Genomic DNA, 21,074 nt, shown 5'->3' on the forward strand with positions numbered 1-21,074 from the left:
AAAACTGCGGACAAGCGGCAAGAGAACCGCCCCCACGCGCCACCACAGTGAATGCGCCCACCAAAAGCCACCTGCCACGGTGGCTTTTTGCTGCCTGCCTGGTTGGGAGGGGAGCGGTGGCTGAGGGTGAACAGCGCCAGACCTGGGTGCCCGGCGCCATCCGCGTGTGATCGGCGTGGTGTACCGCTGCAAGCGACTGGGCGTGCCGTCACCGCCTTCCCCATCCACCACGCCCGGCGTGCCGCCCTGGCCGCGCAGCACGGCACGCATCGCATGGGCAGCGCACGGGCACGTTGCCCCCTGCTGCGGCGCAGCAACTACCGTTGAGCCGCAATAGCCCCAGGGTTTCACATGGATTATTTCCACGGTTTTTAGCCAACACCTATGAATTAAAGACATTCCATAGCGATAAATGCATGCCAAAAATGCCGCCCCATATCGCCCTGCATGCCTGTGAATTGCAGAAAGACCCCCGCATTCATTTTTATAAAACATGCATTGAAGGCGTAGGAGATATTCAACTTTGTTTGTGCAGAAAAATCGAGCAAACATTCAAAATGCTGCATGCATTGATCTTTTAAGCGGAGGCTGCTTCCCATTGACCACCGCATTATCTTTGACAGTGACTATTTATTTTCAGGACATACTGCTCTGCAGTAAAAACATATAGTCACATTAAAAATATTTAAAAACATTTCATTCGTAACACTCCGTTCATCGCCTGCGCAGCATCGCTAGATTGTTTCTGCATGTTGCGCCCCGCCGGGGTTTTTGGAGGTGTCCGAATGAACGAAGTCATGCCCACCAGCTACAACCCGTCGCTGGTCATTTTCTCCGTCGCCGTGGCCTTTATTGGCTCGTACGTGGCGCTCAGCGCCATACGACGGCTGCAAACATCCAGCAAACGCAACCACGCTTACAACCTGATGATTGCCGGCATCGGGCTGGGCGGTATCGGCGTGTGGGCCATGCACTTCATCGGCATGCTGGCCATGAATATGCCGCTGGGGCTGAGCTATTCGATGTGGGAAACCGCGGTGTCGCTGATTGCCGCCGTGGCCGTGACCGCCTGGGCACTGCGCATTGTGACTGAGCACCCACACAGCCTGAAACACTTGCTGGGTGCGGGTGCCATGCTGGGCGCCGGGGTGTGCGTGATGCACTACCTGGGCATGTACAGCATGCGGTTTGGCGGCTTTTTCCAGTGGGACACGGCCATGGTACTGCTGTCGATTGGCATTGCCGTAGTGGCCGCCACGGCCGCGCTGTGGCTGGCATTGAACACCCCCTCCCACGCCAAGCGGCTGGGCGCTGCCGCCGTGATGGCCGCCGCCGTCTGCGCCATGCATTACACGGGGATGGCTGCAGCAGAAATTGTCTGCACCACCTCGCTGCGCACGGCCATGCCGTCGGGCTTTGGGCTGATGAGTGTGCTGCAGCTGCCCATGGTGGTGGTGACGCTGGTGGTGGGGATGATTGTGGCGATTGCCATCAACCTGATGCTGGCGCCCTTCAGCCCCCTGCCCAAGCCGCTGGCTGATTTGCCGCCCGGCCACTGAGCGCCAAACACTAGCTCACTAGCTCCCCTCCCGCCTTGGGCATCATGCAGCCCAAGGCGGGGAGGTGAGAGCGCCGAAGGCAGTGTGCTGATGGAATGGCTACATCAAGAAAAGCATGCACTCACATAACAATTAACCACCGGGCAGCGGCTAGACGCCCAACCAAGGGATCTGCAGCAGTCAGAAAGTGCACGAGGAACTTGCTGAGCGGTGACGGCGCAGGCGCACCCCGCGCTCCGCCCCAATCATTGCTGCTGGGCGATTCCCCTCCCCCACACAACCACCACACAAACCACGCTGCTGCGGATGGGCCAGAACGTCGCCTTTCAGCGCATCTCTTGGAGGTCGGCGTATCAGGCCATCCATTCATACCGCATATCCAGATAAATATGCAGCAGAAATATTCCTACATATTTTTCAGAAAAACATACGTTACTGATTAATTTTTTATGAATTAAGCAAATTCAAATAACAACAATAAGGCTTTTATTCCCTAGAAATCTTTAAAAACTATGAAATGGTTTTTTTAAAAACATTTATATATCGCTTATTTTCTGGTTTGGTTGCAAAATGTTTCTCAACCTACAACCATATTTTTCTTGTGTATATGCCCACGCTGGAAAGACGTATGAGATGGGTTTGAACGCTTGCACCTACACCCCCAAGGCACTGCGCCCCACGTTATCAGGAGCCGCCACATGAATGAAATCATTGCTACCAGCTACAACGCCGTGTTGGTGGTGCTGTCGTACTGCTTTGCGGTGGTCGGCTCGTTCATTGCCTTGAACGGGGTCTACAAGCTGCGCACCTACCGAGAGGCACACACCAGCCATCGCATTGAAAGAATCACCGGCCAGCCTGAGCACGCCACGGTGCTGCCCAGCAACCGCATCTACAACGCCACGCTGATTCTGTCGGGCGTGGCTTTTGGGGGGCTGGGGGTGTGGTCCATGCACTTCATTGGGCAGCTAGCGCTGCGCATGCCGCTGGAGGTGCGCTACGCCCTGCCAGAGACGTTGCTGTCACTGGTGGCGGCGGTGGGCGCAGCCATCTGGGGGCTGAACATTGTGGCGCGCAACCCGCAAAGCCATGTGCGCCTGGTGATGGCCGGGGCCATGCTGGGCCTGGGCGTTAGCGCCATGCATTACCTGGGCATGTACAGCATGCGCTTTGAGGGATTTTTCCTCTGGAACTGGGGCGTGGTGGCGCTGTCGATGGGGATTGCCTTCGTGGCGGCTACTGCGGGGCTGTGGCTGGCGTTCAAAACCAACTCGCTCACCTCGCGCCTGCTGGCCGGGCTGGTGATGGGCGGTGCGGTGTGCGCCATGCACTACACCGGCATGGCGGCGGCCGATGTGGTGTGTACCACCACCGTGACGCAGCAGCCCCAGGCGGCGGTCAACATGATCAGCGACCTGCAGTTGCCGGTGCTGCTGGTCAGCCTGATGGTGGCGGTGGGCCTGGCTGTCACCCTCAACCGCATGTACGCGCCGCACACGCGCTTGCCTGCCTGAGTGGCGCGGGCCGTTCACCCACACCAGGGCACCGGCAACGCAGCCCCATGCGCTGCGCATAAAAAAGCCCGCATCAGCGGGCTTTTTTGTGGGGTATTGGACGGCGACTCTTACGCGATCACCGTGTTACGGCAGAACGTCTCTGCGGCTGTCACTCTTCTTTTTCTCGTCGAAGTGCTCGACGTACTGGCGTGAGATCAGCATTGTTTGCGCAAACAACCGCGCCATTATAACCAATAACCATAAAAAGTGTTTTCAAAGCAATTTTTATAGCTATAAGCCCGATTTAGCCTTCGGCCTTGAAACCGGTGCGCTGCACCACAGGCCCCCACTTGCGCAGGTCTTGCTGCAGCAACTGGGCAAATTCAGCCTGGCTGGAGGAGGTAACGCTGAAAGCCATTTCTGCCAGCGCCTGCTGCACCTTGGGGTTGGCATAGCTGCGGTTGGCGGCGGCGTGCAGGCGCTGCACCAGCTCAGGCGATGTGCCCTTGGGTGCCATCAACCCCATCCATTCGCTGGAAGTCAGATCGCCCAGACCTTGCTCGGCAAAGGTCGGCACCTGGGGCATCTGGGGAATGCGCTTGGCACTGCTGACGGCCAGGGTGCGCAGCTTGGGATTGCCCACCTGGGCCACAGGCTCGCTGACCACGTTGAAGCTGGAAGTGAGCTGGCCCGCCATGACGTCCTGCAGCGCCAGTGCGCCGCCCTTGTAAGGTGCGTGCACATATTCCACCCCTGCACTGGCCGCGAACATGGCCCCCAGGAAGTGCGGTGTGGTGCCGGCACCGGGAGAGCCGTAGGTGGCCATTTCTGGATGAGCCTTGAGCCAGGCACCAAAGTCTTTCAGCGTGCGCACGCTCTCAGGCACCAGCGGGCCCACGTTAACGCTGTAGGGCAAGGCACACAGCGAGGCCACGGGCACCAGATCGGTCAGCGGGTTGTAGCTGAGCTTGTTGTAGACATGCGGGTAGATGGTGAGGATGGAGCCTGGCGTGACCAGCAGCGTCAGGCCATCGGGCTTGGCATTCTTGACGGTCTCCACCGCAATGCGGCCACCCGCGCCGGGGCGGTTGTCCACCAGCACGGTCGCGCCGATCTCAGCGGCCATGTATTGCGCCAGCTGGCGTGCCACGAAGTCGGCAGAGCCACCGGCGGCAAAGCCCACCACCAGCCGCACGGGCTGGCCTTGCGCCCAGCTGCTGCTGGCAGCCCAGGGCGCCAAGGTGGTAGCGGATGCTGCCGAAGCAGCCAGAAACTGGCGACGCGAGATCATGGGAGACAAGCTTTCAGTGAAGGGGTCGTGCACGCAGCAAGGGTGCTGCCGCGGCCGATTCTAGAAAGCGCCAACAGGGCTTCGCACCAACTCGATACATCCACGCCACGCAGTTTTATTGCTTGCACCGACGGAAATATTCGATTACCACGGTGCATTCATGCACAACAGCCCCGAAACCACCCATAAAAACTGCGCACCAACGTTTCTTAATCGCAAAGAACTGCGCCACCCTACGTGAGCTTCACGCAAAAATATTGCAAAAAAAACTGTAATAGACGGACTCCGCAGTCAATTATTGCGCTGGTACCGGGCTCTACCCATCCGAGCTGTGCGCACGACGGGTCACGGCAGCCTACTTTTAACCAAGAACCAAAAAGGCCTCTAGCCCTTATAGATAATGCGCTAGCAGCTATGGTTTCATGCAGCATCGTCGGGCCATTGCCGCAGCGCACCGTGCCGACACTGCATCTGCCCCATACTGGGGCACCCTGGCGGCCCGCCCGCAGCGGTCTGCCACTTCCCCCACCCCCGCCAGCCGCACGGCGCGCTGGCCCAGCCCAGGAGCATGCGTGCAATCAGCAAGCGATCAATGGTTTGACGAGGCGTACTACGAGCGCTTTTACTTTGACAAAAAGACCAGCGTGGTGGACCCCGAGCACATTGAGCGGCTGGGCACTTTTGTATGCAGTTACCTGAAGTATTTGCGCGTACCCGTGGCACGCGTATTGGATGTGGGTTGCGGCATTGGCCTGTGGAAAGACGTGGTGCAGCAGCAGTTTCCTGGCTGCAGCTACCACGGTGTGGAGTTCAGCGAATACCTGTGTGGCCGCTTTGGTTGGGAGCGCGGCTCGGTGGTGAATTACCAGTCCAGCGAACCGTTTGACCTGGTGATCTGCCAGGGCGTGCTGCCCTACCTGAGCCCTGCCGACCTGAAAGTGGCACTGGCCAATTTGGGCCAGCTCTCACGCGGCGCGCTCTACCTGGAGGCCGTGGCGCGTGAAGACTATGAGCGCGACATCATTGATGAAGACCTGACCGATCCGCGCCTGTTCCGCCACCGTGCGGCGCTGTACCGCCAAGGTTTGTCGCAGGGTTTTAGCGAACTGGGTGGCGGCATGTGGCTCAGCCGCAAGGCACAAGTGCCCGTGTTTGAGCTGGAGTGCGCGGGCGGCGGCCACTGAGCCGGTTGCAGCAGCACTGGTAGCAGCGGATTGCCCAGCCGGCTGCAACACCCCGGGCAAAGCGCGACAATCAGCCGCTTGCCCATGTCTGCCTCTTCCCCCCTCTTCCCCCACGCCGTCGCACGCCTGCGCACCGCCCGTCTTGCCCGCAGCACCCGCCCTTTTCTGGCCCGTGGCGGTGTGAAAGGCGAGCGCTGCGAAGGCTGCCGCCTGCGCCCCTCCCACTGCATGTGCGCGTTGCGCCCCCAGCTGCACACCCATGCCGGGGTTTGCCTGCTGATGCACGATGCCGAGCCGCTCAAGCCCAGCAATACGGGTTGGCTGATTGCCGATGTGGTACAGGACACCTTCGCCTTTGGCTGGAGCCGCACCGAGGTGGACCCCGCACTGACGGCCCTGCTGAATGACCCACAGTGGCAGCCCTATGTGGTGTTCCCCAGCGAATACGTGCAGCCGCCCGAGCGCGCCATGCAGACCCTGCCCGCAGCTTCTGAGGCCCAAGGCAAACGCCCCTTGTTCATTTTGCTGGACGCCACCTGGGCCGAGGCACGCAAGATGTTCCGCAAGAGCCCTTACCTGGATGGCTTTCCCGTGCTGGGCCTGCACCCCGAGCACATCTCGAACTACCAGTTGCGCCGCTCCAAGCGCGATGACCACTTCTGCACCAGCGAAGTGGCAGCCCTGTGCCTCGGGTTGAGCCCCGATGACCGCGATGTACAGACCGGCCTGGTGCTGGAGCACTATCTGGAGGTGTACACCCACCACTATCTGCGTGCCAAGCACCAGTTACCCCCGGAATGGGAAGGCGCGGCCCACCAGGGCTTGCGCATGGCTCTGCGGCCATCGTGATCGCCGCATGGTGCTGGCGCGCGCCGCAGAATTTGCATAACACTGCGATGTCTTAAGCCAGTGGGACAATTTGGTGCAAGAGCCTGCTGCCTTTGGCGTGGCCACCGAATGCGAATCCCCATGAAGTCTGTTGTGAAGCTCTCCCTGGCCTCGGCTGCACTGATTGCAGCCACTTTGGCACCTGCGGCATACGCCAATACCGGCGCCCCGGCTGCACCATCCCCCACGCTGCAACGCTGGCAAGCAGGTGGCACGGTCACCCTGGGTGTGCGCGAAGGCGCTACCCCCATGTCTTACGCCCTGGGGGCCAATGAACAATTTGTGGGCTATCACACCGAGCTGTGCGAGAAGGTGGTGCGCACCATTGCGCCCAAGGCGCAACTCAAATACATGGTGCTGACGCCCCAGAACACCATGCCGCTGATTCAAAACGGCACGGCTGACTTCAACTGCGCCAGCATGACCAACAGCCTCAAGCGCCAGGACCAGGTGGCCTTTGGCCTGACCACTTACGTCAGCGAAGTTCGCATGGCGGTGGCCAAGGACCAGACCATCACCAGCTTCAAGCAACTGCATGGCAAAAAAGTCTCGGCCTTGACAGGGACCACCGCCGTACAAATCCTGCGCCGCTTTGCGGCAGACAACGGTATTCAGTTCCAGACCCTGATGGCCAAGGACCAGTTCGAGGCCTTCTTGCTGCTGGAGTCCGGCCGCGTCGATGCATTTGTGCTGGATGACAACATGCTCGCTGGCGTGATTGCGCAAAGCAAGCATCCCGAGGGCTTCAAAATCGTGGGAGAAGTCATTGGTGCAGAGCCGATTGCCATCCAGTTCAGCAAGGCGGACCCTGCCATCAAGCAGGCAGTGGATGCAGTGATTCGCCAGATGATGGCCAATGGCGATTTGGAGCGCCTGTACAACAAGTGGTACATGCAACCCATCCCACCCAAGCAGATGAACCTGAACTTGCCGCTGGGCGATACGCTCAAGCGAATGATTGCCAAGCCCAATGATGTGCCCGTCGAGCAATTTGACAGCGTGCGCTGATGCGCAACCTGTGCGTGGCACATACAAAAAAACCGCCTCATCGGCGGTTTTTTTTTTGACTGGCAGGGATGCTGCTACAGCGATTTTCCACCGCCCCTGCGGCGTGCCAGCCAGGCAATCAGCTCGCCCATCACGCCCCTGCGGAAGGCCAGCACGCACACCACGAAAATAAACCCGGTCACGATGGTGACCGACTCACCCAAGGTGGTGAACCATTCAAACCCTGTCAGCTTGGCCAACCAGGTGCCCAGGTCCCCGATCTTGTTTTCCAGCGCCACCACAATGGCCGAGCCCACGATGGGGCCTGACAGCGTGCCCATGCCGCCCATCAGCGTCATCAGCACCACATGACCTGACGATGTCCAGTGCACATCCGACAAGGTGGCAAAACCCAGCACCACGGTCTTGAGCGCGCCCGCCAGCCCCGTAATGGCCGCCGACAGCACAAACACCAGCAGCTTGAAGCGGTTGACGTCATAGCCCAGCGAGATGGCACGCGGCTCGTTCTCTTTGATGGCCTTGAGCACCTGACCAAAAGGCGAATGCACAGTGCGCACAATCACCAGAAAACCCAGCACGCAGATCACCAGCGCCACGTAGTACATGGTCAGGTCACTGGACAGATCAATCAGGCCAAACAGTTTGCCGCGCGGCACGCCTTGCAGGCCATCTTCACCGCCGGTGAACGGCACTTGCAGGCAGACAAAGAACAGCATCTGCGCCAGTGCCAGCGTGATCATCGAGAAATAAATGCCCTGGCGACGAATGGCCAGCCACCCCGCCACCAGACCCAGCGCGGCGCCACCCAAAGTGCCCAGCAGAATGCCAACCTCGGGGGTGACACTCCACACCTTGATGGCATGGCCCGCCATATAGGCTGCGCCCCCCAGGAATGCGGCGTGGCCAAAAGACAGCAGGCCGGTGTAGCCCAGCAGCAGGTTGAAAGCCGAAGCAAACAGTGCAAAGCACATGAGCTTCATCACAAACACGGGGTAGGCACCGAAGAATGGCGCCAGGATCAGGGCCAGTAACAGCAGGCCGTAGCCAAAGAATGCAAGTTTCTTGGAATTCATGGTGTGTGCCCCCTCTTATTTCTCTTTACCGAACAAGCCGGCGGGGCGAATCAGCAAAACAATGACCATGATGAAAAACACCACGGTGGACGAAGCTTCGGGGTAGAACACCTTGGTCAGGCCTTCAACCACCCCCAGGCCCAGCCCCGTGAGGATGGAGCCCATGATGGAGCCCATGCCGCCAATCACCACCACAGCAAACACCACGATGATGAGGTTTTGCCCCATCAACGGCGTGACCTGGTAGACCGGTGCGGCCAGCACCCCGGCAAAAGCAGCCAGGCCCACGCCAAAGGCATAGGTCAGCGTGACCATGACAGGCACGTTGATGCCAAAGGCTTCCACCAGGCGCGGGTTCTCGGTGCCTGCACGCAGGTAGGCACCCAGGCGCGTTTTCTCAATCACATAGCAGGTAGCAACACACACCACCAGCGATGCCACCACCACCCAGGCACGATAGTTTGGCAAGATCATGAAGCCAAGATTCGTGGCTCCTTCGAGCAGCTCCGGCGTGTCGTAACCCAGGCCCGAGACGCCATAGATGGAGCGGAACACGCCTTCAATCAGCAGCGACAAACCCAGCGTCAGCAGCAGCCCATACAGGTGGTCGAGCTTGTAGATCCAGCGCAGCAAAAACCGCTCGATCAGTATCCCGAAAGCCCCCACCACAATGGGCGCAAGGATCAGCATCACCCAGTAGTTGATGCCCAGGTAGTTCATGGCCATCCAGGTGACCATGGCCCCCAGCATGAACAATGCGCCGTGCGCAAAGTTGATGACGTTGAGCAAGCCGAAGATCACGGCCAGCCCAAGGCTCAAGATCGCGTAAAACGAGCCATTGACCAGCCCCAGCAACAGCTGGCTGAGCAGGCCCGGCAATGAGACACCGAAGATTTCCATGAGAGAGACGCTTGTGGTTAAACAGGAAGGCTCTGGTGCATGAGCAGCACCTGCCCGCTTGTGGCGAGCAGGCTGGGCTCACATCACTTCCAGAGCGGGCATTTGGTTTCTGCCTTGGTGGTCCAGACCGTGTCTGCAGGCAAGGTCTGCAGCACCTTCAGGTAATCCCAAGGTTTTTTGGATTCCTCTGGCTTTTTCGCTTCGACCAGGTACATGTCGTGGGCGTAAGTGCCATCGGGACGAATCACACCTTTGGCGTAGAAGTCCGCCAGTGGTGTGCTCTTGAGGTGCGCCATGACCTTGTCTGCATCGGTGCTGCCCACTGCCTGCACCGCCTTCAGGTACTGGGTCATGGCGGAGTAATCAGCCGCCTGCACATCGGTGGGCATGCGCTTGGTCTTGGCAAAGAATTTGTCGGCGAATTTGCGCGTTTCGGCATTCATGTCCCAGTACCAGCTGGTGGTGTGCAGCAAGCCCGCCGTGTTCTTCAGCCCCAACGAGTGGATATCGGTCAGGAACACCAGCAGACCGGCGGTCTTCATGCTCTTGTCGATGCCAAACTCCTTGGCTGCCTTGATGGAGTTGATGGTGTCGCCACCCGCATTGGCCAGACCCAGGATGTGCGCCTTGGAGCTTTGCGCCTGTAGCAAGAAGCTGGAGAAGTCCGATGCGTTCAGCGGGTGCTTGACACTGCCTTTGACTGTGCCGCCCTTGGCCTTGATCACCGCTGTGGTGTCGGCCTCCAGCGCCTGGCCAAAGGCATAGTCCGCGGTCAGAAAGAACCAGTCCTTGCCGCCCCGATCCACCACTGCGCCCCCGGTTCCCTTGGCCAGCGCCACGGTGTCGTAGGCGTAGTGGATGGTGTAGGGGTTGCACTGATCGTTGGTCAACGCGGAAGTGCCTGCGCCATTGTTGATGTGCAGACGTTTTTTCTCATTGGCGACCTGAGACACCGCAAGTGCAGTGCCGGAGTTGGTGCCGCTGAAAATCAGGCCAATGCCTTCGGTATCGATCCACTCGCGCGCTTTGCTGGCGGCAATGTCAGCCTTGTTCTGGTGGTCTGCCGACAACAGCTCGATCGGTTTGCCGAGTACCTTGCCGCCAAAGTCGTCAATCGCCATCTGCATGGCGACCACGCCGTTTTTGCCTTCCACGTCCGCATACAGGCTGGACATATCGGTCACAAAACCAATGCGCACCTTGTCCTGCGACTGCGCGTGTGCGGTGCCTGCCAGCAGCCCCGCTGCCGCCAGCGTCAAAACCAGTGGGGTGTAGTTGCGTTGCTTCTTCATTGCCTTGTCTCCTTGGAGGGTGGGATGACGGATACCTGACGAAACGAATGCCCTTGCACGGTCTGTGCGCAGGCGACCAACACGCGAAAACACAAAAACGCAGAGGAACGGAGCTCAAGGCTCCGTCACAAGGACCTAGACCTCCGTGCTTACTTCCACAGCGCGCACTTGCTCTCTTCCTTGGTGGTCCAGACTTGGTCCGCTGGCAGCTTGTTCACCACCTTGTAGTAATCCCAGGCTTGCTTGGATTCAGCCGGCGACTTCACCTGCATCAGATACATATCGTGGGCATAGCGGCCATCGGGGCGGATCACACCCTGTGCATAAAAGTCTTTGAGCGGCGTGCTTTTGAGTACGGCCATCACCTTGTCGGCATCGACCGTGCCCGCCTTCTCTACCGCTTTCAGGTAGTTCATCGTGGCCGAGTAATTGGCCGCTTGCACATCGGTCGGCATGCGCTTGGTCTTGGCTTCAAACTTCTTGCCAAACGCACGGGTTTCGTCATTCAAATTCCAGTCCCAGCTGGTGGTCAGCAGCAGGCCCTCTGTGTTCTTCAGGCCCAAGGAGTGGATGTCGGTCAGAAACACCAGCAGGCCCGCCATCTTCATGCTCTTGTTGATACCGAACTCACGTGCGGCCTTGATGGCATTGATGGTGTCGCCACCGGCATTGGCCAAGCCCAGAATTTGCGCTTTGGAGTTTTGGGCCTGCAGCAAGAAGCTGGAGAAATCCGATGCATTCAGCGGATGGCGCACGCTGCCCTTGACCGTACCGCCCTTGGCCTTCACCACCTTCGCGGTATCGTTTTCCAAAGAATGACCGAAGGCGTAATCGGCCGTCAGAAAGAACCACTCTTTGCCACCGTTGTCCACCACCGCGCCACCGGTGCCTTTGGCCAACGCCACCGTGTCATAGGTGTAGTGGATGGTGTAGGGCGTGCACTGCTCGTTGGTCAGCGCCGATGCACCCGCACCACTGTTGAAGTACACGCGCTTTTTCTCTTGCGCCACCTTGGCCAGCGCCAACGCCACACCGGAATTGGTGCCGCCAAACAGCATCGACAGGTTCTGCGTATCGATCCACTCACGCGCCTTGGTGGCCGCAATATCAGGCTTGTGCTGGTGGTCTTGCGTCAGCAATTCAATGGGCTTGCCCAACACCTTGCCGCCAAAGTCATCGATGGCCATCTGGATGGCGACCGCACCGTTTTTGCCGTCCACGTCGGCATAGTTGCTCGACATATCGGTGATGAAGCCAATTTTGATCTTGTCGGGTGTCTGGGCGTGGGCCAGGCCTGCGAAGGCCAGCGACAGGGCCAGAATGCTCAGGGGGTGACGAATTGCGGGCATTGTTGTCTCCATGTTGTTATGGGTATGAAAAAAATCAGCAAAAAATGGTGTGCTTACACACCCAGCAGTTCGTTCAGAACTGGCATCTTGGCGTCCAGCTGCGCAGCGTCGAAGGTCTCCACGATGCGGCCGTGTTCCATGACATAAAAGCGATCGGCCAGCGGTGCGGCAAAGCGGAAGTTCTGCTCCACCATGACCACGGTGTAGCCCTTGGAGCGCAAGGTATGGATCATGCGAGCCAGTGCCTTCACGATGACGGGCGCCAGGCCTTCGGAGATTTCGTCAAGCAGCAGCAGCCGTGCGCCGGTGCGCAGAATGCGCGCCACCGCCAGCATTTGCTGCTCACCACCGGACAGGCGCGTGCCCTGGCTGTGGCGCCGCTCGGCCAGATTGGGAAACATGGCGTAGATTTCTTCCACACTCATGCCTTCATGGCCGGTTTTGAGCTGTGGTGGCAGCATCAGGTTTTCTTCGCAAGAGAGGCTGGAGAAAATCCCGCGCTCTTCCGGGCAGTAGCCCACCCCAAAGTGGGCAATCTTGTGCGTGGGCAGGTGGATGGTTTCTTGCCCGTTGATCTTGACCGAGCCTTTGCGCGCACCGGTCAAACCCATGACTGCACGCATGGTGGACGTGCGGCCTGCACCGTTGCGCCCCAGCAGGGTGACCACCTCGCCAGGCTGCACCACCATGTCCACGCCGTGCAGCACATGGGATTCGCCATACCAGGCCTCCAGATTGCGAATCTCCAGTGCCGGAGTACTTGTGTTGTTCGTCATTGTTGATCTCTTCAATACACCCGCCATTTGGGACGACGCAGCGACGGTGACTCACTCATCGCGGGGCAAGCAGACAGTTCTGCCATCAGCCCCAACCGTCACAGCCACGAAGCGTGTGGCCTCTTGTCAATGCGCCCCTTGCAACTGCCCGTCGGTGGTGCCCATATAGGCTTCCATCACCTGCGGGTTGCGTGAGACTTCGGCGTAATTGCCCTCGGCCAGCACGGCGCCGCGTTGCAGCACCGTGATGCGATCGGCAATGGTGGAGATGACTTTCATGTTGTGCTCGACCATCAAGATGGTGCGCCCTGCCGAGACCTTCTTGATCAGCTGCGTCACACGGTCCACGTCTTCGTGGCCCATGCCCTGCGTCGGCTCGTCCAGCAGCATCAGCTCAGGCTCCATGGCCAAGGTGGTGGCAATCTCCAGCGCACGTTTACGGCCATAGGGCAGGTTGACGGTGACCTCATCGGCCATGTCGTCCAATCCCACCTCTGCCAACAATTGCATGGCGCGATCGTTGAGCTGGCTGAGCGTTTTTTCGCTTTTCCAGAAATGAAAGGCCGTGCCCAGCTGGCGCTGCAGCCCCACGCGCACGTTCTCCATCAAGGTCAGGTGCGGGAAAACGGCTGAGATCTGGAATGAACGGATCACCCCACGGCGGGCTATCTGCGCTGGTGCCTCGCGGGTGATGTCGTGGCCATTGAAGCGGATCTCGCCCGATGTGGGCTCCAGAAATTTGGTGAGCAGGTTAAAGCAGGTGGTCTTGCCAGCGCCATTGGGACCGATGAGCGCATGGATGCTGCCGCGTTGCACCGAAAGGTTCACTTTGCTCACCGCTGTGAAGCCTTTGAACTCTTTGGTGAGTTGGGTGGTTTGAAGGATGACGTCGCTCATGGCGCCCAGGCTGCTCCGTGTTGGAGGTGCTGCGCGCCGAAGTTTGTGACCTCTGTTGCGCACATGCACCGTGTCGAATGTTGCAGTGCATCGTATGTGCGGGCTTTCTGACTCCGCACTAGGAGTTGTGCCTAAGACCTACAACCTAAGCACTTACCCTATTTGCAACTATTCCCGTGCACAGAGGCTTTCAATACAAGGACAACCACCAAAGCAGATACTTACTTCACAGGTGCAAAAACCTGTCATGCAAATGCCATTTCGACGGCTTTTTGCCAGCTTGAATGGTGCGATGAGTGGTCGATTGCCGTCGGCTTGGGCGCAATGTTTAAAACATATAGCGCCATGCACTTGCTAGCGCTTGATTTCGACATGCAATGGCATGGAATGGCTTATTTAGCCAGCGCAATGCGCTCACATTTTGTGCAAGCAATCGGCTTTGCTGCAGCGTTTCCTTGCTGCTGGGAGGCAGGGCCAGGGGCATGACGGGCACGCCCTCATCCAGCAACTCCATCGCCTGCTTCACCGTGGCCTGACCACGAATGGGACGCTCGGGCTCTTCGCCCTTGTGCATGCGCAGCGCTTCCTGGGCAAACTGGTCGCCCACATCTTCGGTCTTTGCGGCGATCTTGCGCGAGGCTTCCAGCCATGCCGCCTGCAGGGCATGCAGCTTGCCCCGCTCTGGCGCGCCAGGCACCACTGCCCCTGGCGCGCGGGCGCTACGGGTGGCTGCGCGCCCAAGTTCAGCCGTGGTGCGCTGAGGCCTTTGCGCAGTGCGGTGCTGCCGCACATGGGGCATTCCACCAGGCCGCGCTCAAGCTGGCTGCGGAAATCGGCATCTGAGCCGAACCAGCCTTCAAACACATGGTCTTGGGGGCAATGCAGGTCAAACACCTTCATGGTGCGCAAAGAAGTGAGGCGATAAAAAAGGCAGAGTCGCAACCCTGCCTGTCTATGCAGCGCGCCGTCTAGCGGCTGCGGCGTTGGGCGAGATAGCGCCAGACAAAGCCTGGGAAGGCCAGTGTCACGAACAGCGTGGCTGTGATGGCGTAGAACTCCCAGCCCTGCGGGTAGATCTGGCCTAAGCGGCGCTCCAGCAGCAAGGCCAGCAGGCCCACTACAAAGTACAGCAGTACCAGCTCGAGCAGGCGCCCCCACATGGGCTTTGCTTTGGTAGCAGCCACGGGGCCAGCAATGAGCCAGCGTTCATTCATAAAAGGCAAATTGGCGGCCACCAGGGCCGCCATGATTACCAACCAAATAGAAGCGGATTGAGTCACGCTTCACATTATCGGTCAGGATGCCAGTGCACGCACGATGGCATCGGCACACAGGGACATCAAACCACCAGGAACAATGCCCAAGATCAAAACCAGTGCACCATTGACCGTCAACACAGCGCGCACATCCCAGGGGGCGGACACGGTGGTGGCAGTCAGCGGCTTGTCAAAGTACATGACCTTGACCACGCGCAGGTAGTAGAAGGCACCGATCAGCGACATGATCACAGCGAAGATGGCCAAGCCGATATAGAAGCTTTCACCCGAAGCGACCAGTGCTTGCAGCACAGACAGCTTGGCGTAGAAGCCGACCAGCGGTGGAATACCAGCCATGGAGAACAAGCATGCAGCCATGATGCCGGCGTACAAGGGGCTGCGCTGGTTCAGACCAGCCAGATCAGCGATCTCTTCGCTCTCAAAGCCTTCACGCGACAGCAGCAACACCACACCGAAGGTGGCCAGCGTAGTCAGCACATAGGTCACCACGTAGAACATAGACGAGCTGTAAGCGTTGGCCGCACGGGCAGGATCCACCTCCCCGCCGATCACACCGGACAGCAGACCCAGCAGCACAAAACCCATTTGCGAGATGGTGGAATATGCCAGCATGCGCTTGAGGTTGGTCTGCGCAATCGCCGCCAGATTACCGATCAGCAGCGAAGCAATGGCCAGCACGGCCAGCATTTGCTGCCAGTCAAAGGCCAGGGGCAACATGCCATCCACCAGCAGACGGATCACAATCGCAAACGCTGCCAGCTTGGGTGCACCACCGATCAAAGCGGTAATCGCCGTTGGAGCGCCGTGGTAGACGTCAGGCACCCACATGTGGAAAGGAGCCACACCCAGCTTGAAGGCCAGACCCGCCACCACAAACACCAGGCCAAACACCAGCACTTGGTGCTTGAGTTCGCCCGAGCTGATGGCCTTGAACACTTCGCCAATGTCCAGCGAGCCCGTTGCGCCATAGACCATGGACAGGCCGTACAGCAAGAAGCCCGATGCCAGGGAACCCAGCACAAAGTACTTCATGGCCGCTTCGGTCGCCACCGTGTGGTCACGACGCAGGGCCACTAGCGCGTAGCTGGCCAGTGTCAACAGCTCCAGACCCAGATAGATCATGAGCAGGTTGTTGGCGCTGATCATGATGAACATGCCCAGCAGCGCAAAAGTCGACAGGCTGAACAGCTCACCACCACGCAGCATGTCGCGGACTGCGGCATAAGGGCGGGCATAGACCAGCGTCACCATCATGGCGACAGTGGCAAAGCACTTGAGCCAGTTGCCCATGGCGTCGGAGACCACCATGTTGCTCCAGCCGTAGAAGGTGTTGCCGCTGAGCGCATAGTTCGCCTGCATGATGGCCACAATGGCCAGCGTCAACATGGTCAGCACATAGGTGCCGGTTCGGCGGGCGCTTTTCACGCCCAGATCCACCAATGTAATCACGCATCCCATGACCAGGAGCACGATCTCAGGGTAGATCGAAAGCCAGCTGATGTTGTCAATCATCTCAATCTCTCAGTTCAGTCTGGTCAAGGAAGCTTGGATTGGGCGACGTGCTTGAGCAGCTCAGCCACCGAAGGATCCATCACATCCGTGAAGGGCTTGGGATACAGACCCATGTACAACACTGCAACAGCCAGGATCGCCAAGATCAGGAACTCACGGCAGCCGATGTCTTCCAGGTTTTTGACGTTGTCATTGCCCACAGGGCCCAGGTACACGCGCTTGTACATCCACAAGGTGTAAGCCGCGCCGAAGATCAGTGCCGTCGAAGCCAGCAGGCCCACCCAGAAGTTGAACTTCACAGCACCCAGAATCACCATCCATTCACCGACAAAACCAGCAGTAGCAGGCAAGCCGCAGTTGGCCATGGCAAACAACAGGGCAAACGCTGCAAACTTGGGCATGGTGTTGACCACACCGCCGTAAGCTGAGATTTCACGCGAATGCACACGGTCGTACAACACGCCGATACACAGGAACATGGCGCCCGAGACGAAGCCGTGGGCAATCATCTGCACGATACCGCCGGACACGCCCAGGTCATTGAAGATGAAGAAGCCGAGGGTCACAAAACCCATGTGCGCCACCGACGAATAAGCCACCAGCTTTTTCATGTCGCGCTGCACCAGGGCCACCATGCCCACGTAGACCACAGCAATCAGCGACAGCGCAATCATCAACCATGCCCATTCACGCGCAGCGTCAGGAGCGATGGGCAGAGAAAAACGCAGGAAACCGTAGGCACCCAGCTTCAGCATGATGGCGGCCAGCACCGCAGAGCCGCCTGTGGGCGCTTCCACGTGCACATCGGGCAACCATGTGTGGAAGGGGAACATTGGCACCTTCACCGCGAATGCGGCGAAGAAGGCAAAGAACACCAAGGTCTGTGGCAGGGAGCCCAAAGGCAGCTTGTGCCATGTCTGGATGTCAAAACTGCCACCCGAGACGTTGTACAAGTAGATGATGGCCACCAAGGTGAGCAGCGAGCCCATCAAGGTGTACAGGAAGAACTTGAACGCAGCGTAGATCTTGTTGGGGCCACCCCAGATACCAATGATCAGGTACATGGGAATCAGCGTGGCTTCAAAGAACACATAGAACAGCAAGACGTCCAGTGCCGAGAAGACGCCGATCATCAGACCCGACAGCACCAGGAAGGCACCCATGTACTGGTTCACGCGCTCGGTGATGTTTTCCCAGGAAGCCATCACCACGATCACCGTGATGAAAGCCGTCAAAGGCACAAACCAGAACGACAGACCATCCAGGCCCAGGTGGTAGTGGATATTGAAGCGTTCAATCCACAGCAGCTTTTCAACGAACTGCATGTTCGCCGAAGCGGTTTCAAAACCGGTGTACAGCGGCAGCGTAACCAGCAGGCCCAGGATGGAACCTAGCAGCGCAACCCAACGAACACCACGCGCGCAGCTGTCTTTACCGAAGGCCAGCAGCAGGACACCAAAGACGATAGGTGTCCAAATGGCAAGACTCAACAAACCCATTTTTCTTCCTTACTTGTTGAGCCACACGAAGTAGGTCATGAGCAAGAAGATGCCCAAAATCATGACCAACGCGTAGTGGTAGATGTAACCAGACTGGAACCAGCGGATCACCGAAGCGATCTTGCCCACAATCTTCCAAGAGCCGTTCACAACCGCACCGTCGATGACAGCCTGGTCGCCAGCCTTCCAGAACACGGTGCCCAAGACACGCGCGCCACGAGCGAAGATGTTCTCGTAGACCCAGTCCACGCCGTACTTGCCTTCCAGCACTTGGTACAGGCCGATCTTCTTGGAGAAAGCCATGATGGCCGCAGGAATCTCAGGCTTGACCATGTAGAACACATAGGACACCACCACACCCGCCAGAGCCAACCAGAAAGGCGCCGTCTGGAAGCCGTGCAATGCCATAGGCAACCAGCCGTGGATCTTCTCTGCCAGCTCAGCCATCGCAGGGTGCTTGACGGTATCGATAAAGATCACGCCCTTGAAGAAGTCACCGAACAACATGGGCATCAGCGCTATCGCGCCAATGACCACCGAGGGAATGGCCAGCAGCACCAAAGGCGCCGTCACCACCCAGGGAGATTCGTGGGGTTTGGCATCGTGGCCATGGCCGTGGTCGTCATGACCGTGATGGTCATCATGGTGGGCATCAGGGTTCTGGTCGTAGCGCTCTTTACCGTGGAACACGATGAAGTACAGGCGGAACGAGTAGAAGGCCGTGATGAACACGCCCGCCAGCACTGCGAAGTTGGCAAAACCAGATGCGGGCAGGTTCGATGCGTGTACCGCTTCGATGATCGCGTCCTTCGAGTAAAAGCCCGAGAAGAACGGCGTTCCAATCAGCGCCAAGTTACCCAGCAGGAACGTAATCCAGGTGATGGGCATGTACTTGCGCACACCACCCATCCAGCGAATGTCCTGGTTGTGGTGCATGCCCATGATCACGGAACCCGCCCCGAGGAACAGCAGCGCTTTGAAGAACGCGTGCGTCATCAGGTGGAAGGTGGCGACCGAGTAGGCCGACACGCCCAAAGCGATGGTCATATAGCCCAGCTGTGACAGCGTGGAGTACGCAATCACGCGCTTGATGTCGTTCTGGATGATGCCCAAGATGCCCATGAACAGGGCGGTGATGGAGCCGATCACCAAGATGAAGTTCAGCGCCACATCCGACAGCTCATACAGCGGCGACATGCGCGAGACCATGAAAATACCGGCCGTCACCATGGTCGCTGCGTGAATCAGCGCAGAGATAGGTGTGGGGCCTTCCATGGAGTCTGGCAGCCAGGCGTGCAGCGGGAACTGTGCCGACTTACCCATCGCACCAATGAACAGACAGATGGCTGTCACGGTGACCAGCGACCAATCCGTGCCAGGCAAAGTTTGCGTTGCAAACTCAGGCAATTTGGCAAAGATTTCTGCGTAGTTCAGCGTACCGGTGTAAGCCGCAATCAGGCCAATACCCAAGATGAAGCCAAAGTCACCCACACGGTTGACCAAAAAGGCCTTCATGTTGGCAAATGTGGCTGTGGGCTTCTTGAAGTAGAAGCCGATCAGCAGGTACGACACCAGACCCACAGCTTCCCACCCGAAGAACAGTTGCAGCAGGTTGTTGCTCATCACTAGCATCAGCATGGAGAAGGTAAACAACGAGATGTACGAGAAGAAGCGGTTGTAGCCGTCATCTTCTTCCATGTAGCCCATGGTGTAGATGTGCACCATCAGCGACACAAAGGTCACCACGCACATCATCATGGCAGTGATGGAATCGATCAGGAAACCGATTTCCATCTTCAGGCTGCCGACCGTCATCCATTCATAGATGGTTTGGTCAAAGCGTGCACCGTCAAAGACCACCGATTGGAAAACCAGAGCCGACAGGATAAAAGAGACCAGCACGCCCAAGATGGTCAGCGAGTGGCTCACGCCACGGCCGAACTTGTTGCCACCAAACGCGGTGCCGAATATGCCTGCTAGAACAGAACCCGCCAGCGGCGCCAGCGGTACTGCCAAAAGCATGGATGCAGAAAGTGTTTGACTCATTCTTCAGAACCTTGCAAATACCGGCGACTCAACCCTTGAGGGTGTCGAGATCTTCCGCATTGATACTGGACTTGTTACGGAACAGCAGCACCAGGATGGCCAAGCCAATCGCAGATTCCGCGGCCGCAACCGTCAGGATGAAGAACACAAACACTTGGCCATGCATATCGCCCAGGTAGTGCGAGAAGGCCACAAAGTTGGTGTTGACCGCCAAGAGCATCAATTCAATGCACATCAGCAAGACGATCAGGTTTTTCCGGTTCAGGAAAATACCGATCACCGAGATGGCAAAGAGCATGGCCCCCAGCGTCAGAAAGTGCCCGAGTGTGAGCGTCATTTTTTCTCCTCCACGGCGGTCTCACCCTCGACAGCTTCAGCAACAGGAGCCGTCTTCGTGGCTTCCATCTTCACCAAACTGATGCGGTCTGCAGCGCGCACACGCACCTGGATCGCAGGGTTGATCGCTTTATTAGTGTCCTTGCGCTTACGCATGGTCAACGCAATGGCCGTGATCATTGCAACCAGCAGCAAGATGGCAGCAATTTCAACGGGATACAGGTATTGGGTATAGAGCAAACGGCCCAGTGCCTGTGTGTTGGAGTACGGCAGCACCTCACCTTGCTTGTTCAGCAACTCGGCAACAGGCTTGGCTTCATCGACGGTGCCAAAGCCCGCCATCAGTACCAAGGCCATTTCGAGTGCGACGACTGCACCGATGAATGCAGCCACAGGGAAATGCTTCCAGAAACCTTGTCGTACGCGATCAATGCGGATGTCCAACATCATCACCACGAACATAAACAACACCATCACCGCGCCCAAGTACACCACCACCAAGGCAATGCCCAAGAACTCAGCCTTGAGCATCAGCCAAATGGCAGCAGCTTGCGAGAAAGCAAGGATCAGGTTCAACACCGCGTGCACAGGGTTACGCGACGTGATGACTCGGAAGGCTGCAAACAGCATCACCGCCGAGAAGAGATAGAAGAAACCAGTTTTGGCGTCCATGATTCGAATCTTTCTGGAT

At 58.3% G+C, this 21,074-nt stretch carries 19 protein-coding genes and 1 pseudogene; 5 read left to right on the top strand and 15 right to left on the bottom strand.

The features are described from left to right. Positions 1–389: 389 nt before the first annotated feature. Positions 390–566 carry a hypothetical protein gene (locus tag AC27VO_RS07755; RefSeq protein ID WP_488666133.1) on the bottom strand — a complete coding sequence of 59 codons (177 nt, stop codon included), beginning with the start codon at positions 564–566 and terminating at the stop codon, positions 390–392. Positions 567–785: 219 nt separating this feature from the next. Here AC27VO_RS07755 and AC27VO_RS07760 point away from each other — a divergent pair, with 219 nt between their 5' ends. Both AC27VO_RS07760 and AC27VO_RS07765 read left to right on the top strand, forming a co-directional pair. Continuing rightward, a complete protein-coding gene (locus AC27VO_RS07760; RefSeq protein WP_488666134.1) occupies positions 786–1,559 on the top strand; it encodes an MHYT domain-containing protein in 774 nt (257 codons plus the stop codon). Between the two features lie 698 nt (positions 1,560–2,257). Next, positions 2,258–3,073 carry an MHYT domain-containing protein gene (locus tag AC27VO_RS07765; RefSeq protein WP_488666135.1) on the top strand — a complete coding sequence of 272 codons (816 nt, stop codon included), beginning with the start codon at positions 2,258–2,260 and terminating at the stop codon, positions 3,071–3,073. Between the two features lie 286 nt (positions 3,074–3,359). Here the strand turns inward: AC27VO_RS07765 and AC27VO_RS07770 are convergent, their stop codons facing one another. Beyond that, positions 3,360–4,346, bottom strand: coding sequence for a Bug family tripartite tricarboxylate transporter substrate binding protein (locus tag AC27VO_RS07770; RefSeq protein WP_488666136.1), 987 nt, complete (start codon positions 4,344–4,346; stop codon positions 3,360–3,362). A gap of 572 nt (positions 4,347–4,918) precedes the next feature. Between AC27VO_RS07770 and AC27VO_RS07775 the strand changes: the two genes are divergently transcribed. The 3 genes from AC27VO_RS07775 (at position 4,919) to AC27VO_RS07785 (ending at position 7,426) form a co-directional block, all read left to right on the top strand. Beyond that, a complete protein-coding gene (locus tag AC27VO_RS07775; protein ID WP_488666137.1) occupies positions 4,919–5,530 on the top strand; it encodes a methyltransferase domain-containing protein in 612 nt (203 codons plus the stop codon). Positions 5,531–5,614: 84 nt separating this feature from the next. After that, positions 5,615–6,379: a tRNA-uridine aminocarboxypropyltransferase gene (locus AC27VO_RS07780; RefSeq protein ID WP_488666138.1), complete on the top strand. Its 765-nt coding sequence runs from the start codon at positions 5,615–5,617 to the stop codon at positions 6,377–6,379. Between the two features lie 120 nt (positions 6,380–6,499). Beyond that, a complete protein-coding gene (locus AC27VO_RS07785; RefSeq protein WP_488666139.1) occupies positions 6,500–7,426 on the top strand; it encodes a transporter substrate-binding domain-containing protein in 927 nt (308 codons plus the stop codon). 74 nt (positions 7,427–7,500) lie between these two features. Here the strand turns inward: AC27VO_RS07785 and AC27VO_RS07790 are convergent, their stop codons facing one another. The 13 genes and pseudogenes from AC27VO_RS07790 to AC27VO_RS07850 all read right to left on the bottom strand — a co-directional run bounded on the left by AC27VO_RS07790 (position 7,501) and on the right by AC27VO_RS07850 (position 21,055). Further along, positions 7,501–8,499 carry a branched-chain amino acid ABC transporter permease gene (locus AC27VO_RS07790; protein ID WP_488666140.1) on the bottom strand — a complete coding sequence of 333 codons (999 nt, stop codon included), beginning with the start codon at positions 8,497–8,499 and terminating at the stop codon, positions 7,501–7,503. 15 nt (positions 8,500–8,514) lie between these two features. Then, positions 8,515–9,399, bottom strand: coding sequence for a branched-chain amino acid ABC transporter permease (locus tag AC27VO_RS07795; protein ID WP_488666141.1), 885 nt, complete (start codon positions 9,397–9,399; stop codon positions 8,515–8,517). An 83-nt stretch (positions 9,400–9,482) separates the two neighbouring features. Beyond that, positions 9,483–10,691: an ABC transporter substrate-binding protein gene (locus AC27VO_RS07800; protein ID WP_488666142.1), complete on the bottom strand. Its 1,209-nt coding sequence runs from the start codon at positions 10,689–10,691 to the stop codon at positions 9,483–9,485. Positions 10,692–10,840: 149 nt separating this feature from the next. Then, positions 10,841–12,040, bottom strand: a complete 1,200-nt coding sequence (locus AC27VO_RS07805) for an ABC transporter substrate-binding protein (protein WP_488666143.1) — start codon at positions 12,038–12,040, stop codon at positions 10,841–10,843. A gap of 53 nt (positions 12,041–12,093) precedes the next feature. Beyond that, positions 12,094–12,816 carry an ABC transporter ATP-binding protein gene (locus tag AC27VO_RS07810; RefSeq protein ID WP_488666144.1) on the bottom strand — a complete coding sequence of 241 codons (723 nt, stop codon included), beginning with the start codon at positions 12,814–12,816 and terminating at the stop codon, positions 12,094–12,096. A 126-nt stretch (positions 12,817–12,942) separates the two neighbouring features. Then, the gene (locus AC27VO_RS07815) at positions 12,943–13,713 is read right to left on the bottom strand and encodes an ABC transporter ATP-binding protein (protein WP_488666145.1); all 771 of its coding nucleotides are present in this window, start codon (positions 13,711–13,713) and stop codon (positions 12,943–12,945) included. Between the two features lie 442 nt (positions 13,714–14,155). Further along, a pseudogene (locus tag AC27VO_RS07820) lies at positions 14,156–14,613 on the bottom strand (DUF1178 family protein); the annotation flags it as partial. A gap of 68 nt (positions 14,614–14,681) precedes the next feature. Further along, positions 14,682–14,993, bottom strand: a complete 312-nt coding sequence (locus AC27VO_RS07825; protein ID WP_488666146.1) for a DUF2818 family protein — start codon at positions 14,991–14,993, stop codon at positions 14,682–14,684. A 15-nt stretch (positions 14,994–15,008) separates the two neighbouring features. Next, positions 15,009–16,502, bottom strand: coding sequence for an NADH-quinone oxidoreductase subunit NuoN (gene nuoN, locus AC27VO_RS07830; protein WP_488666147.1), 1,494 nt, complete (start codon positions 16,500–16,502; stop codon positions 15,009–15,011). Between the two features lie 23 nt (positions 16,503–16,525). Beyond that, positions 16,526–18,001, bottom strand: a complete 1,476-nt coding sequence (locus AC27VO_RS07835; RefSeq protein ID WP_488666148.1) for an NADH-quinone oxidoreductase subunit M — start codon at positions 17,999–18,001, stop codon at positions 16,526–16,528. Positions 18,002–18,010: 9 nt separating this feature from the next. Next, positions 18,011–20,047 (bottom strand): NADH-quinone oxidoreductase subunit L, encoded by a 2,037-nt coding sequence (gene nuoL / locus AC27VO_RS07840; RefSeq protein WP_488666149.1) that lies wholly within the window; start codon positions 20,045–20,047, stop codon positions 18,011–18,013. A 28-nt stretch (positions 20,048–20,075) separates the two neighbouring features. Beyond that, positions 20,076–20,384 carry an NADH-quinone oxidoreductase subunit NuoK gene (gene nuoK / locus AC27VO_RS07845; RefSeq protein WP_042418761.1) on the bottom strand — a complete coding sequence of 103 codons (309 nt, stop codon included), beginning with the start codon at positions 20,382–20,384 and terminating at the stop codon, positions 20,076–20,078. After that, entirely contained in the window at positions 20,381–21,055 is a 675-nt protein-coding gene (locus AC27VO_RS07850; protein WP_488666150.1) for an NADH-quinone oxidoreductase subunit J, read from the bottom strand. The genes nuoK and AC27VO_RS07850 overlap by 4 nt, the downstream gene beginning before the upstream one ends. Positions 21,056–21,074: the final 19 nt, after the last annotated feature.

The organism is Comamonas sp. 14P8.1.4, assembly GCF_057799285.1.

Excerpts from the sequence above, each read along its gene's own strand:
- AC27VO_RS07760 (WP_488666134.1), top strand. The coding sequence starts at position 786 with ATGAACGAAGTCATGCCCACCAGCTACAACCCGTCGCTGGTCATTTTC.
- AC27VO_RS07795 (WP_488666141.1), bottom strand. The coding sequence starts at position 9,399 with ATGGAAATCTTCGGTGTCTCATTGCCGGGCCTGCTCAGCCAGCTGTTG.
- AC27VO_RS07835 (WP_488666148.1), bottom strand. The coding sequence starts at position 18,001 with ATGGGTTTGTTGAGTCTTGCCATTTGGACACCTATCGTCTTTGGTGTC.
- AC27VO_RS07780 (WP_488666138.1), top strand. The coding sequence starts at position 5,615 with ATGTCTGCCTCTTCCCCCCTCTTCCCCCACGCCGTCGCACGCCTGCGC.
- nuoK (WP_042418761.1), bottom strand. The coding sequence starts at position 20,384 with ATGACGCTCACACTCGGGCACTTTCTGACGCTGGGGGCCATGCTCTTT.
- AC27VO_RS07850 (WP_488666150.1), bottom strand. The coding sequence starts at position 21,055 with ATGGACGCCAAAACTGGTTTCTTCTATCTCTTCTCGGCGGTGATGCTG.
- AC27VO_RS07805 (WP_488666143.1), bottom strand. The coding sequence starts at position 12,040 with ATGCCCGCAATTCGTCACCCCCTGAGCATTCTGGCCCTGTCGCTGGCC.
- AC27VO_RS07770 (WP_488666136.1), bottom strand. The coding sequence starts at position 4,346 with ATGATCTCGCGTCGCCAGTTTCTGGCTGCTTCGGCAGCATCCGCTACC.
- AC27VO_RS07765 (WP_488666135.1), top strand. The coding sequence starts at position 2,258 with ATGAATGAAATCATTGCTACCAGCTACAACGCCGTGTTGGTGGTGCTG.
- AC27VO_RS07790 (WP_488666140.1), bottom strand. The coding sequence starts at position 8,499 with ATGAATTCCAAGAAACTTGCATTCTTTGGCTACGGCCTGCTGTTACTG.
- AC27VO_RS07785 (WP_488666139.1), top strand. The coding sequence starts at position 6,500 with ATGAAGTCTGTTGTGAAGCTCTCCCTGGCCTCGGCTGCACTGATTGCA.
- AC27VO_RS07800 (WP_488666142.1), bottom strand. The coding sequence starts at position 10,691 with ATGAAGAAGCAACGCAACTACACCCCACTGGTTTTGACGCTGGCGGCA.
- AC27VO_RS07815 (WP_488666145.1), bottom strand. The coding sequence starts at position 13,713 with ATGAGCGACGTCATCCTTCAAACCACCCAACTCACCAAAGAGTTCAAA.
- AC27VO_RS07810 (WP_488666144.1), bottom strand. The coding sequence starts at position 12,816 with ATGACGAACAACACAAGTACTCCGGCACTGGAGATTCGCAATCTGGAG.
- nuoL (WP_488666149.1), bottom strand. The coding sequence starts at position 20,047 with ATGAGTCAAACACTTTCTGCATCCATGCTTTTGGCAGTACCGCTGGCG.
- nuoN (WP_488666147.1), bottom strand. The coding sequence starts at position 16,502 with ATGATTGACAACATCAGCTGGCTTTCGATCTACCCTGAGATCGTGCTC.
- AC27VO_RS07755 (WP_488666133.1), bottom strand. The coding sequence starts at position 566 with ATGCAGCATTTTGAATGTTTGCTCGATTTTTCTGCACAAACAAAGTTG.